This window comes from Sporomusa acidovorans (genome assembly GCF_900101845.1).
Taxonomy (GTDB): Bacteria; Bacillota; Negativicutes; order Sporomusales; family Sporomusaceae; genus Sporomusa; species Sporomusa acidovorans.
Map to the genome: position 1 here is coordinate 1 of NZ_FNAM01000023.1, position 13,489 is coordinate 13,489.

12 protein-coding genes, 1 tRNA gene and 2 pseudogenes are annotated in these 13,489 nt (G+C 47.0%); 12 read left to right on the forward strand and 3 right to left on the reverse strand.

Going from position 1 to position 13,489, the window contains the following annotated elements:
• The coding region (locus tag BLR65_RS30505) for a hypothetical protein (protein WP_218130642.1) at positions 1–214 on the forward strand (214 nt) is incomplete at its 5' end.
• Positions 215–415: 201 nt separating this feature from the next.
• Here BLR65_RS30505 and BLR65_RS15835 read toward each other — a convergent pair.
• Positions 416–491: transfer RNA gene (locus tag BLR65_RS15835), tRNA-Ala, on the reverse strand.
• 138 nt (positions 492–629) lie between these two features.
• On the opposite strand from BLR65_RS15835, the gene BLR65_RS15840 reads away from it, so the two are divergent.
• The 4 genes from BLR65_RS15840 to BLR65_RS15855 all read left to right on the forward strand — a co-directional run bounded on the left by BLR65_RS15840 (position 630) and on the right by BLR65_RS15855 (position 5,007).
• Positions 630–1,823, forward strand: a complete 1,194-nt coding sequence (locus BLR65_RS15840) for a metal-dependent hydrolase family protein (RefSeq protein ID WP_093795161.1) — start codon at positions 630–632, stop codon at positions 1,821–1,823.
• A gap of 60 nt (positions 1,824–1,883) precedes the next feature.
• Positions 1,884–2,747 carry an AAA family ATPase gene (locus tag BLR65_RS15845; protein ID WP_093795162.1) on the forward strand — a complete coding sequence of 288 codons (864 nt, stop codon included), beginning with the start codon at positions 1,884–1,886 and terminating at the stop codon, positions 2,745–2,747.
• Positions 2,744–4,117, forward strand: a complete 1,374-nt coding sequence (locus tag BLR65_RS15850; RefSeq protein ID WP_093795163.1) for a VWA domain-containing protein — start codon at positions 2,744–2,746, stop codon at positions 4,115–4,117. Before BLR65_RS15845 ends, BLR65_RS15850 begins: the two co-directional genes overlap by 4 nt.
• A gap of 209 nt (positions 4,118–4,326) precedes the next feature.
• Positions 4,327–5,007, forward strand: a complete 681-nt coding sequence (locus tag BLR65_RS15855; RefSeq protein ID WP_093795164.1) for a TerC family protein — start codon at positions 4,327–4,329, stop codon at positions 5,005–5,007.
• Between the two features lie 4 nt (positions 5,008–5,011).
• Here BLR65_RS15855 and BLR65_RS29125 read toward each other — a convergent pair whose 3' ends face one another.
• Both BLR65_RS29125 and BLR65_RS15865 read right to left on the reverse strand, forming a co-directional pair.
• The gene (locus tag BLR65_RS29125; protein WP_143122595.1) at positions 5,012–5,386 is read right to left on the reverse strand and encodes a hypothetical protein; all 375 of its coding nucleotides are present in this window, start codon (positions 5,384–5,386) and stop codon (positions 5,012–5,014) included.
• 30 nt (positions 5,387–5,416) lie between these two features.
• The gene (locus BLR65_RS15865; protein WP_093795166.1) at positions 5,417–6,364 is read right to left on the reverse strand and encodes a metal-dependent hydrolase; all 948 of its coding nucleotides are present in this window, start codon (positions 6,362–6,364) and stop codon (positions 5,417–5,419) included.
• Between the two features lie 575 nt (positions 6,365–6,939).
• Between BLR65_RS15865 and BLR65_RS15870 the strand changes: the two genes are divergently transcribed.
• From BLR65_RS15870 to sdaAB, 7 genes and pseudogenes are all read left to right on the forward strand, one after another.
• Positions 6,940–7,635 carry a TerC family protein gene (locus tag BLR65_RS15870; protein ID WP_093795167.1) on the forward strand — a complete coding sequence of 232 codons (696 nt, stop codon included), beginning with the start codon at positions 6,940–6,942 and terminating at the stop codon, positions 7,633–7,635.
• Between the two features lie 761 nt (positions 7,636–8,396).
• Positions 8,397–9,997: pseudogene (locus tag BLR65_RS15875) on the forward strand (proton-conducting transporter transmembrane domain-containing protein).
• Between the two features lie 8 nt (positions 9,998–10,005).
• Entirely contained in the window at positions 10,006–10,788 is a 783-nt protein-coding gene (locus BLR65_RS15880) for a proton-conducting transporter transmembrane domain-containing protein (RefSeq protein ID WP_093795168.1), read from the forward strand.
• The gene (locus tag BLR65_RS30955; RefSeq protein ID WP_245692828.1) at positions 10,785–11,054 is read left to right on the forward strand and encodes a hypothetical protein; all 270 of its coding nucleotides are present in this window, start codon (positions 10,785–10,787) and stop codon (positions 11,052–11,054) included. The genes BLR65_RS15880 and BLR65_RS30955 overlap by 4 nt, the downstream gene beginning before the upstream one ends.
• Positions 11,055–11,145: 91 nt before the next feature.
• A pseudogene (locus BLR65_RS15885) lies at positions 11,146–12,086 on the forward strand (hydrogenase large subunit).
• Between the two features lie 11 nt (positions 12,087–12,097).
• Positions 12,098–12,820 (forward strand): NADH-quinone oxidoreductase subunit B family protein, encoded by a 723-nt coding sequence (locus BLR65_RS15890; protein ID WP_093795169.1) that lies wholly within the window; start codon positions 12,098–12,100, stop codon positions 12,818–12,820.
• Complete coding sequence (gene sdaAB, locus BLR65_RS15895; RefSeq protein WP_093795170.1) at positions 12,817–13,482, forward strand: L-serine ammonia-lyase, iron-sulfur-dependent subunit beta; 666 nt, start codon at positions 12,817–12,819, stop codon at positions 13,480–13,482. Before BLR65_RS15890 ends, sdaAB begins: the two co-directional genes overlap by 4 nt.
• Positions 13,483–13,489: the final 7 nt, after the last annotated feature.

Below are 13,489 nucleotides of genomic sequence, written 5' to 3' on the forward strand. Positions count from 1 at the left end.
CCTGGAATTAAAGACCGAGCACCGTTACAGCATCGGAAAACTCCTGGAATCTCTTTCCCAAGCAAACTGTACCCATGTAAAAGAGAACCTATACTTGTTCAGTTATTATGATGAAGTATTAGAACTGATTGGGGAAAAGACAGCCATTCCATTCAATCGCAAAATGATGTCTCTGGGTGAGATAAAAAAAGTTTTAGGAGATACCAAAAAATAAGCTGTTACACGATAACTCTGTGACAAAATGAAAAGGCCGCTAACCCAGTATATTGTCTGGGCTAACGGCCTCTTTTTATTCATTTTTGCTGCAGAATTCAGGATACTAATAGTTTATCTTACATCCGGCGTTTCAGTCAAGAACGAATAGGAATCGTTAATAGAAATAAACGCTTATAAGATAACATCTCATAAGCGTCCTTGGTGGAGATAAGCGGGATCGAACCGCTGACCTCTTGAATGCCATTCAAGCGCTCTCCCAGCTGAGCTATACCCCCAAATATATTATTACATACAAATTATACTTAGACCGTCACATAATGTCAAGAATTTTTCATTAGTTTCTCTATGGCGGCAGGACTTACCTCTATCATGCAGAATACTTTGAGATTAGTGTAAGGAAGAGGGAATTAGAAATGCATCTATTAAAGATAGGCTTGTTAATTGATGGAACTGGCCTTACGCCACGGGAGTCATGCTATTTGGCGATTGAGGAAGGGTACATTGCCGGTATCGGTAAGGCGTCTGACTTTGGCGCCGAGCAGGTTGCGGCGGCTGTTGATTATTCGCAGTACGCAGTTATTCCAGGTCTTATCGACCCGCATGTGCATTTGTTTTTAGAGGGAATTTCCGATCTAAAGACACGTACTTTGCGCTGGAAAGATGATAGAGATACAACTCTGCTGCGAGCTGTTAATAATCTGGCATCGACCATACGCCAAGGAGTTACAACGGTTCGTGATCTTGGTGGCTCTTTTGGTATTAACACACTTTTTAAAAAGGCAGTTAAACAAGGTATTATTAAAGGCCCGCGGATACTTACCGCCAGACAGGCTATCTCGATTACCGGCGGGCATTTTCATTATGCAGGCGGACGGGAGGCCGATGGGCCGGAAAATATAATAAGGGCTGTGCGTGAACAGGTTAAAGGTGGGGCGGACTGTATAAAGATTATGATGACAGGCTGCGTGAATTTTGTCCGTCATGATGCCGGGGTTGTTGAACTGTCACTGCCTGAGGCACAGGCGGCGGTGAATGAAGCACGTCACCTAAAAAGGACGGTTTCCGCACATGCTAATGGGATAGACGGTGTGCGGCAAGCGTTGGCTGTCGGGGTAACCACTCTGGAGCACGCGGCGTTGATTGATGAGAATATTGTCGAAAAAATTGCGGACAGTGAAGTGTTTTGGATACCGACTTTAGTGCCTTTTGAACGCATGCTGGACTATGGGCGCACTCATCAAAGCAAGACACTCCCGGCGCAAGGTGTTGAGAATGTTTATGTACAGCATCAGGCAATGGTTAGGAAAGGCTATCAGGCGGGAGCAAAAATTGTTGCCGGCACCGATGCCGGTGCCTTAGGTGTAGAACATGGGGATATTTGGCGCGAGCTTGCTCTGTTGGTTGAATGCGGTCTGCCTGCCGCCGCCGCTATTCATGCCGCTACCGGACTTGCGGCTAAAGCAATAGGCATGGAGCCGGAGATTGGAACTGTCGCCGTAGGCAAGCGGGCGGATTTGGTTGTTTTGGCCGGCAATCCGCTATTAAATATCGCCGATATTAGAAAAGTGGTTAAGGTATTTATCAACGGGAAAGCATACTATGGATAAAGTTCTTTGGGAAAAAACCAGATTATTTAGTTCCCGAATCAAAGTAACGGAGTTGGTAATGTGATAGAAGCAATCGAAGAGCTTAAAATCCAACTTGGTCTACATGGCTATCTTACCGAAGATAACTTGGCTGCCGCCCTGTATTTGGCGGAGAACCTGGAAAAGCCGCTGTTACTGGAGGGACCGGCCGGTGTCGGCAAAACCGAATTGGCCAAGGCATGGTCGCGCCTGCGTAAACGGCAGCTTATCCGGCTGCAGTGTTATGAAGGACTTGATGAAAGCAAAGCTCTGTATGAATGGAATTATCAAAAACAACTGCTCTATATTCAAATTGCGGCCTTAACGGAAAAAGGCTGGGAAACAGGGCGCAAGCAAATTTTTGACCAGGAGTTCCTGCTCAAACGACCCTTGTTAACTGCGCTTACCAGTCCTGCTCCTGTGGTGCTTTTAATTGATGAGATCGATAAAAGTGACCAGGAGTTTGAAAGCTTTTTGTTAGAGGCTTTATCGGACTGGCAGGTAACCATTCCTGAATTGGGCACAATCAGCGCAGTCAACCGGCCTTATGTTGTTCTGACTTCTAATAGCACGCGAGAACTGGGTGATGCGTTGCGGCGCCGGTGTTTACATTTTCACATTGATTATCCGGACTTTGACCGCGAACTGGCGATTATTGAACAGAATGCGCCGGATATTGATCGTAAGTTTGCCGGTCAGCTTGTCGAATTTATCCAAAATATAAGAAAACAGCCTCTCAAGAAACCGCCAAGTGTTACCGAAAGTATTGATTGGGTGTTATCTATGAATATGCTTGGTGGCGAGTTAACGGCAGATGCGGTTCGGGCCACACTAAGCGCTTTGCTCAAATACACGAAGGATCGTGAGTATGTTGTCGATAAACTGCCGTTTTTACTTAAACCATGAAACAGTTGATTGTTGATTTTGTGCGGTTACTGCGCCAAGCCGGGTTAACGGTGACAACTATGGAAGCTGTTGACGCGGTAAAGGCAGCGGAGCTTACCGAATTTGATCCGAGCCTGCTTCGCGGCGTCATGGAAACTACCCTGGTAAAAAGCACCTGGGAACGCCCGGTATTTGATGCTTTATTTGCATTATATTTTGATCTTTCCTTAAACCAGGAACCACAGACTCAACCGGCAGGGAATATCCTTACGATAAAAGGCGCCACCGCTGACGGCAGCGGCCGCAGTTCGGCCGGGGCTGGCGGTGATGCCCAGGGGCTGTTGGAAGGCATTGAGAATCAACCGGCTGCGGTCTTGGAAGAATTGGCAAGAAATTTGCTAGCGGACATAGCGGTTGGGCGCGATGAGCCTGGAGAAGTAGCCAAGAAGCTGCGTCAGATCCAAGTGGATTTGCGTTGGTTTGAAGCTGTCAACAAAGTGGAACGGAAATACGTTACCGGGCAGATGAAGGAAACGGCTTTTCAAAAATGGCAGAAGACATTTTCCCAGCTTGAGGCATTTTTGCGGCGCGAGTTGGAGCGGAAGGTCGTCAAACAGTTTGGTCGTCAAAGCATTCTTAAATTGGTAGAATATGCGAATGTCCGCCGGCGGGGATTTGACTGCCTGGCCGCAGGCGAAATCATCGCTGTTGAGCAGGAAATCGGCAAATTGGCCAAAAAACTGGCCGAGAGACCGGGCATACGTTTGCGGCGGGCTAAACATGGTAAGATTGATATACGCCGCACCTTTCAGGAAGTCGTTCGGACCGGTGGCTGTCCGTTAATGCTAAAATACCGGGACAAGATCAAAAGCAAGGTGGATCTATGGCTGTTATGTGATGTCTCCAATTCCGTTGAACGATTCAGCCGGTTTATGTTGCAATTGGTACAGGCGGCACAGCGCCGGTACGCTACTGTCCGATCCTTTGTTTTTATTGATGAAGCCGTCGAGGTAACCGAGTGGTTTAAAACTCAGGATGTCAATGCTTTTTTACAGGCCAGACATCTGCGAGACCGGTTCAACCGGCGGGTGGGGTTGTCGCGCTACGACTTGGTGTTTGAACAAATAGCGCGCTATGAGCTTCCGGCCATAAGCGGCCGGACTAAGCTCATTATTTTAGGCGATGGCCGTAATAACTGGCATCCGGGCGGAGCGGATGAACTAGCCAAAATTGCCGAACGGGCGCAGGCTATCTATTGGCTTAATCCCTTGCCGGCAAGCGAGTGGCTTGAGGGTGACTGCCTCATGAAGGAATATCAGGCCTATTGTCAACAAGTCTTTGAATGCCGGAATTTAGAACAATTAACAGAAGTAGCCAACCGTATTTTATGATAACGGTTGGCTACTTTTGTTAGGAGCGGTTTCTTGCAAAGCTGGTAATACTAAGATTGATCATCTGTATTAAAGAAGCTTGCAGGCACAGGCGTGCGGTGTATTGACAACGCTCCACCACTAGCGTTTGACTTCCGCTTTTGCCAACACACCACCCGCCTGCAAAAATCTTTAGCACGTTATATATATATTATCCTGGGGGTGAATTCGTGGAGTGGACCATCACATTAATGAGTATTATAACTGTAAATTTGCTTTTAAGTGGTGACAATGCCTTGGTTATTGCCTTAGCGAGCCGGAAGCTGCCGCCCAAGCAGCAAAAACAGGCAGTTTTATGGGGCGGGGCCGGGGCAATTGTATTAAGAATTATCCTAACCTTTGTCGCTGTTATCTTGTTGCAAATTCCTTTTCTGCAACTGCTTGGCAGCTTAGCACTGCTATGGATCGCCATAAAACTTTTGTCTAACGAAGAAAATAAACAGAAACTGGAAGCCAAGAAAAGCCTGGCAGGAGCGGTTAAGACCATCATTTTTGCCGATTTGATCATGAGCGTTGATAACGTAATTGCTATTGCCGGCGTCGCCAAAGGAAATATTACTCTCTTGATTGTCGGGTTGGGGATTAGCATTCCGATTATTATTTGGGGCAGTAACCTTATTCATATGCTGATGGAACGATGGCCCATTATTATTACTATCGGTGCGGCCTTTTTAGGCTGGACTGCCGGCGATATGGCAACTTCCGACCAAAAAATTATGCTTTTGCTGGAGCCGTATCCTTGGACACACTGGGCTGTGCCGGCAGCGTTCGCCGTCGTTGTCGTCGTCATTGGCTCAGCGCTTGCTAATCGCAAGCAGCCCGGGAAGCAGGAACCTCAGCGCAACGGCTAGTTTGCTACAGGCTGAACTCTCCGCCCATATACCAGCCTTGTTGCACCTTGTCGGCTTTTGTCCATGTTATTTGATCACTGGTGTTTTCTGAACCGGTATATAACGCATAATGCTGATAGCGATAACCCGCTGTAAGTACTTGGTCACGACGCCCTACGACCTGATACTGCAACCCGACGTTTCCGTCCAGCATCCGGCCTGTTCCCAAATGCTGAAAGTCCAAATTGCGCAGATTCCACCAGCCATGACCTTGTACCAGGGAAAGCGGGGAATAAGTAAAGCTGCCGACTAATGCCAAGTTTGGAGTGAGTTGTCTGGAACTTGCCAAACCGACATGAGGGCCGTGATACACCAGTGAGTAAGTGGAATGTATAAACAAGCTAAGATCGCAGCCGATAATCTTAGCTTGTTAACAAGGTACTCTTATTTTGCGGCCATGCGTCTCGATGTAGGAATCGCAAGGCTGCTCATTATAGCTAAATACAATGGTGGCACTATGAAGAAAATCCTCGTTCAAAAAGTAGCGTAAATCGTAAATACGCACAAGTTTACCGGCCTGTTCGCTGTCCTGCTGTTCAGTTATATAGCTGAACGGGGTAAATGAGCTGAAAAATTTACCTAACACCGTGTTATGGGCTTCCTGTACAGCCGGAGATAATTCCTGCTTTTTTAATTCCGTATATAGTGTTAAATTTTGTTGCAGAATACCAATTTGTCCGACATAGTAGCAGGCGCTGGTTTCAATGACAAAATCCCAGCCTAATATGCTTTTAAGTGATGGCATAACCAGCATACGGGCAACAGCGCGGTCGGTAAAATATTGCTGCAGGCGAATCGTAGCTCGTATTTTTAACAGCCAGCGAATGCCGCTATACGCTCCTAATGTGGCAAAAAACAGCAGTGAGGTTTCGCGGACAGGCAGCTGTTGAATAAATACGGAAAACATAAGGGTCAGCAAGATAGGATCAAACACATTGAGCAAGCCAAAACTTTTGCGTTCCCGGCTGAACGGCCATAAAATCGCCGCTCCGTGAGCGTTGAAAAAGTCAATAATAATGTGTGACAGCCCGCCGAAAAAAGACCAAAAAAATACTTCAGCAAGTATTGCTGTAGGGGAAAATAAGAAAAAAGCGACAGTAATTAAGCTGGACCACATGATGAGACCCGGAATGGAGTGAGAGAAGGCCCGGTGTTGTCTTAACAAAGAAAAATTACCGCGGATAATGGCAATGATATCAAAGTCAGGTGCCTGAGCGCCGATTACACTTGCCCAATATATTGGGTCTTGAAAGTTTGGCGGATGACCGGATAACCCGGCAACAGCAATTCCGCATAAAGCATGGGATAAAGCGTCCATCGGATGCAAGTCCTCCTTAACTAGGTGACATAATATTACCGACTAATTATATCACAATTAGTGGGGAGGCGGTCGATGGTAATTGCTGGAGTCGGCAAATCTTTGTTGGATATACTGTATATTCCGTTTTAAAGAATATTGCAGGCGGGCGGCGTATTGGCGCGCAAGTCAAACGCTAGTGGTGAAGCGTTGTCAATACGCCGCCCGCCTGTGCCTGCAAACTTCTTTAATGCGGAATATATATAATATATTGACGGGAGCAAAGTTTTATATTATGATAATCTCAGTTCTAAATACCCAAGTGAATACCCTAAAGGGGAGTAACTGTCAGACATAATCAACAATTCTGTACAGCGTGCATGGTTATGTCGTTGGAGCTAGTCCAATAGTGAGACCTTTAGTATATTATGCATATATACTACATCAAGGTCTTATTATCGTTTAACAGGGACCTTGCCGGTTAAAACGGAAAGGTCCTTATTTATTTTGGGGGTGAAGACTAAGAAAGAGTTGGCGGCAAGCGATGGGTAAGTATTAGCTAATAAAAATTAAAATAATCTGAGGGGGTATTTTCAATGGAACTATTGATAGCGTTAGGCAGTATTACGTTAATAAATCTAATACTGAGTGGCGATAATGCTGTTGTCATAGCTCTGGCTAGTAGAAATTTGCCTCATGATCAGCGAAAAAAAGCCGTGCTATGGGGTAGTGCGGGAGCTGTGGTTCTAAGAATTCTGCTTACGATGATTGCCGCATTTTTGCTTAAGATTCCGTATGTGCAATTTTTGGGTGGGATCGCCCTCGTATATATTGCCGTAAATTTGCTTGGTGATGAACACAAAGAAGTCGCCTGCGAAGGGGCCGAAAGTTTTTGGGAAGCAATTAAAATTATTATATTTGCTGACTTAATCATGAGTCTGGATAATGTCTTGGCCATTGCCGGCGTTGCTAACGGACATATCGGCTTATTAATATTCGGACTGGCCTTAAGTGTGCCGTTGGTAGTATTCGGCAGTCAGATGCTAATGAAACTTATGGATAGATACCCTATTATTATTTATTTAGGGGCAGCTATTCTAGCGTGGACGGCTGCTAAGATGATGGTAGCTGATGCGGTGCTGGGGGTGTGGCTTCAACCTTATGCAGTTTTGCTGGAGATTGGTGTGACAGCGGCGGCTTTGCTTATTGGTTATTGGCGTAAAAAACAGGGGCTTGAACCTGTACGCAGAGAAAATAAAGCGGCCTCCGGCGAACACCACCACGAAGCCTAATTCTTTAGGGTACCAAAGAAAAATAGTGATATATGTAAACAGAAAACAAGGGGAAGATAATCTCCGTGTTTTCTGTTTTCTTTGTATATTATTTATTCTCATGATTCTGTTAATTATGTAAATTGTATAATTTAAACTTTTGGTATCACCCCATGCTCGTGGTATGATATAATACAAAATTGTTACCTATATGAAATCCAATAAAGATTTCATCTGACATGACAGGGTGTTAGTAAACGCCCCACACTGGCGCTTGACTTTCCCTATACTAACACCTGCCTGTAAATCGTTATTGGATACTATATATTTACAATATACCGGAGGCGAATATTTTGTTTGTTGATTATTTACTGTATTTTTTGCTGATTTTCTTTGGTATAGGTGTACTGTCTCCTTTCCTTATCAGTAAAAATCATATCGTAAACTATGTTGCACATGGAATGGCAGCGCTGGGATGTCTGGCGGCCGTACTGTGTGCAATTATTGTTTTTAACAATGGGAAGATGGCGTTAATTACGTCTTTTATGCTATTTACCGAGCCTGTTTATATTCGCTTGGACTATTTGGCAGCGTTTTTTTTGTTGCTTATCGGGGGGATAGGCTGCGTCACCAGTCTTTATGCTATTGGCTACAGCCGAGAATATCTTGAAGATGGCTGCCGTTACCGGGTAATGGCGGCACTGTATAATGCCTTTTTACTATCCATGCTAGTGGTAGTTTCCGTCGGCCATGTGGCGGCCTTTATTATTGCCTGGGAAATAATGGCACTGACATCGTTCCTTTTGGTTAATTATGAACATGAGAAGAATGAAGTTGGCAGGGCAGCTTTTATTTATATTGTGATGACCCATGTAGGCACAGCTTTATTATTACCGCTTTTTTTCTATTGGCTAGTGTGGCCGGAAGTTTGGATTTTTTGCGTTTAAGGCAGTCGGTCGGTAGTATTGATCCTTCTACTCAAAATATTGTTTTTCTCTGTGCGTTCATTGGTTTTGGGGCTAAAGCCGGGATGATACCTTTGCATATTTGGTTACCAAAGGCTCATCCGGCAGCGCCTACTCATGTGTCGGCGCTTATGTCCGGCGTTATGATAGAAACGGCAATCTATGGGTTATGCCGCTTTTGCCTTGATTTTTTGGGAGCCGGTCCGGCATGGTGGGGCGTTATTGTTCTTATCCTGGCGATCGTTTCTTCCGTTTTAGGCGTATTATATGCAGTAATGGAACATGATGTAAAACGTTTGCTTGCCTATTCCAGTGTCGAAAATATCGGGATTATTCTTTTAGGGGTCGGAGCCGGCCTGGTATTTGCGGCAAAGGGGCAAAGCGGGCTGGCTGCTGTCGCCTGGGTAGCAGCACTTTATCATGTAATGAGTCACGCGATATGTAAGTCATTATTATTTATGGGAGCAGGGGCCGTACTCCAGTCAACGCATACCAAAGATATGGAGTGTTTGGGCAGACTTATCCGTAAGATGCCTTCTACGGCTGTGTTTTTTTTGACAGGGGCAGCTGCCATTTCCGCTTTGCCTGCTCTCAATGGTTTTGTCAGCGAATGGATGACTTTCCAAGCCTTGTTTTACCTGCCGCAAAGTATGGCAGGAGCTTTAGGCAAAGTGTTTAGTGCTTTTTTATTGGCTTCGCTTGGCCTTACGAGGGCACTGGCGGCTGCCTGTTTTGTTAAGGCATTTGGTATTGCTTTTTTGGCCAAGCCACGGAGTATCCAGGCAGAACAGGCCCGGGAAGTTAATCACCCGATGCTTTTTTCGATGGCGGTACTTGCCGGACTTTGCCTAGTACTCGGGTTATGGCCTGCACCTCTGCTTACTATTCTCGGCCAGGCTTTATCAGGCAGAGGAGTAATTGAGCCTGCACAAGCTTTTGCCGGATTTAATTGGCAGGTGATTGCGATTCGGGCAGGCTCTGCCAGTGGTGATCTGCAAATGCCTGTTGTGGCTGTGCTGCTGCTATTGGGAGGAGCTTTGGCATGGGGAATTACCAGACTATATGGAAGGTCGCAAACGGCTCAAGGCGAAACCTGGACTTGCGGTATGGTGCCGAGCGCCAGGATGGAGTATACGGCTACTGGTTTTTCCAAGCCGATTAGACTGGCCTTTAAAGCTATTCTGCGGCCGCAGCACGAAACAATCGCCGACTTGACGCCAAATCGTTATTTCGGCCGGCGACTCCATTATCATGTAAGCTTTACTGATATCTTTAGCGCAGTTTATCGACCAATAAACTGTGGAATTATTCGCGCTGCCCAATTTATGAAGGTTATCCAGGCCGGCAGCGTTCAGCTTTATATCGGGTATATTACGGCGATTACCGTGCTAGCCCTCATTTTGAGCACCAGGTGGTGAGTAATAATATGGAACAATGGACAATGACAGTCTCGTTCGGCTATGCGCTTGCCCTTGTACTTTTTGCGCCATTAGTTGCGGGACTCATCAAAGCAAGTAAAGCAAGGCTGCTTATTGTGCAAGGTGCCGTTGGGCCCGCTTTTCCTGAACAGTTTCTAATAGGCTTCGGTTTATTATCCATAAGTGTTGCAGTGCCGTTTATTTTGGTACAGCATGATCTTAAACGCTTATTAGCCTATTCGAGCATTGAACACATGGGACTTATTACTCTGGGGCTTGGTTTGGGGACGCCGCTTGCAGTGTATGGCGCACTTTTGCATATTATTAATCATGCCGTAACCAAGTCATCCCTTTTTTATCTGGCAGGGGCTGTTATTCAGCATTATGGGACAAAGAACATGTTGCGGATTAAAGGTTTAGTGAGCGCTATGCCGGTTATAGGAACCATGTTCGTGGCTGCTGTGCTGGCCATTGCAGGACTGCCGCCATTCAGTGTTTTTTCTAGCAAACTTACGATTGTCTGGGCCGCATTTCAAGCAGGAAATTCCTTTTTATGGGTGATTGTACTATTGTTGATGGCCGCCATTTTTGCCGGTATAATTTACTATACCTTAAAGCTTGGCTTTGGTCCGATACCAAACAAGGCTGCGGGCGACTACCAGCTGGGCAAACCGGCTTTAGCAGCCGTAGCGGTCTCGCTGGTGATCATGATTTTGGGTGGAATCTATCTGCCGGACTGGCTGGACACGCTTATTACCCAGGCGGCAGCTATAATAGGAGGGAAAGTATGACAGGGGCATTACAGATTATAACGGCAGCAACCTTGAGAGCTGCTGCTACGGTAGTTAATCATGGCGGGCGTTATCGGTTAACAGCCATGTTTGCTAATGACGAGCGCAGAATCAACGATGCATTTGCTGTGTATGCAATATTTTTCAGTAAGGAAGAAGCAGCTTTTAAAACGGTTAAGGCAGTTATTAAACAAGCGGAGCCACCTGAGTTTCCCTCACTTACGCCGCTTTTTGCGGGGCCGCCTGGTATGAACGCGAATTATTGAGCCCGGCCATTTTTGTTTCAGCCAGGCAGGTGAACATATCATCAACCTGGAAACGAAACTGTTTTTTACCCATCGCGGCATTGAAAAAACAGTGGAGGGGCTCTCGTTCAGTCAGGCTTTATTTCAGGCAGAACGTATTTGTGGCGCTTGCTCTGTGGCTAATACGCTGTCTTATGTCCAGGCAGTCGAGCTTCTTGCCAGTACCAAGGTTCCGGTAAGAGCCGAATTTTTAAGAGTACTGGCGGCTGAACTGGAACGGCTGTACAATCATATTGGTGATATTGGAAATTTGTGCGCCGGGTTAGGGTTTGCTCCGGGTACCAGCCAGGGGTCCCGTCTAAAAGAGCAGCTTATGCGGCTTAATGAGCGATTGACCGGCAGCCGCTTTTTGCGGGGCTGGATTACCCTTGGTGGTGTGACTATGGATGTAACGCGCGATATGGTGCATGACATTTCGCGGACACTGGCCGGGATTAGCCATGAGCTTGCCGAACTGCTTGGCCTTTTACGTGACAACGACGCGTTTTTAGACAGGGTTAATACGACCGGTATTTTGCCGCAGCAAGCCGCACTTGAACTGGGAGCCGTCGGTGTGGCGGCGCGTGCGTCCGGGATTGACTGTGATGTGCGGCGTGATTTTCCCTATGCTGCCTACCGCAGCCTTCATTTCGACGTTCCCGTATATGCAAGTGGTGATGTAGCCGCCCGACTGTGGGTGAGGGCGGAGGAAGCAGACGAGTCCCTGCGAATTATAGGGCAGGTGCTTGACGGATTACCAAGCGGTAATCTTAAGTCCGAACTGCATTCGATTGAGCCTTACCGGCGGCGTTCTCTGTCACGGAATCGGCGCGTGGGTCCAATTTACACTGGCTTATGGCTGGTGAAAATAACACCCTTTACCGCTATTTTGTCCGCTCTGCTTCTTATTCAAATTGGCCGGCGCTCACTGTGGCCGTTCCCGGGAATATTATTCCGGATTTTCCTTTAATTAATAAGAGTTTTGAATTATGCTATGCGTGTCTTGATCGATAAGGAGGGATACTATGCTTAACCTTCTAAAAAAAATTATTAAAACAGGTTGTGTTACTGAGGCTTATCATGCCGATAGCGTGCCGCCACGTTTTCGGGGCGGGATGTTGTGGGAACCGGGCCGCTGTCAACATTGCCAAAGCTGTCGCGATGCCTGTCCAACCGGTGCGATTGGGTTTAGCGACGGAATGTTGACAGTTGATCAGCAGGCCTGCGCCTTTTGCGGACGCTGCGAAGCTGTTTGTGAACACCAGGCATTGTCTCATGGCGGCGAATACCAATTGGCGGAAATGAAAAGCCGGTTGTCAGGTAAGATTAGGTCGATAGTCAAACGTTCTCTTCATATCCGGCATGTTGATGCCGGTTCTTGTAATGGCTGTGACTGGGAAATGGCTGCCCTTAATAATCCGATTTATGACTTGCAGCAATATGGGATTGATTTTGTACCTTCGCCGCGGCATGCCGACATGCTCATGATTACCGGTGTGGTAACACGCAACTTAGAGCAAGCGCTTACATTGACCTATGAGGCAACACCGTCTCCCAAACTGGTTATGGCAGTAGGGGCGTGCGCCGCCACTGGTAAAGTTTTTGGAAAAAGTTATGCAATTTGCGGTGCAGCTGATACAATAGTACCTGTAGATATTTATGTGCCAGGCTGCCCGCCGCGTCCGGCTGCACTTCTTTACGGACTGCTGTTGGCGCTTGACCGATTAGGAGGAAACCGCAAGGCATGAATATTTTTGACATTATTGGGCCGGTTATGGTTGGCCCGTCAAGTTCTCATACTGCCGGAGCCGTCCGCTTAGGTAATGCCGCCCTGGCTATATTGGGAGAAGCAGTGGCGGAAGCTGCCGTTGGCTTGCATGGTTCTTTTGCTCAGACAGGCCGTGGTCATGGTACTGATCTGGCGTTAGTCGCAGGGCTTATGGGCTGGTCGACTGACGATATACGGATTCCCCAGGCATTTGCGTATGCCCGGGAAATTGGCCTGAAGTATTGCCTAAAGAACATCAATGCCGGTGATGCCGCCCATCCCAACTTTGTCAAAATTCATTTGAAAGGGCGCAAAGGCGGCGAAAGTGAGATGGCCGGGGCCTCTGTGGGCGGCGGTCAAATCATAATCAAGGAAGTGGATGGTTTTCCCCTTGAGTTTACGGGGGATTTTCCTACTATTTTGACGCTGCATGAAGACCGGCCCGGTGCGGTGGCGGAGGTGACCGGCATACTGTCAAGGCGCGGCGTTAATATTGCTCAAATGCGCGTATTTCGCAGAAATAAGGGTGGACTGGCCAGTATGGTGCTGGAAACCGATCAGCCGGTAGACGATGCCGATATCGCTGCCGTGGCGGCTCTGCCGTTAATCCGCTCTGTCCGGCATATTCCGGCAATAAGCTAAAATAGGG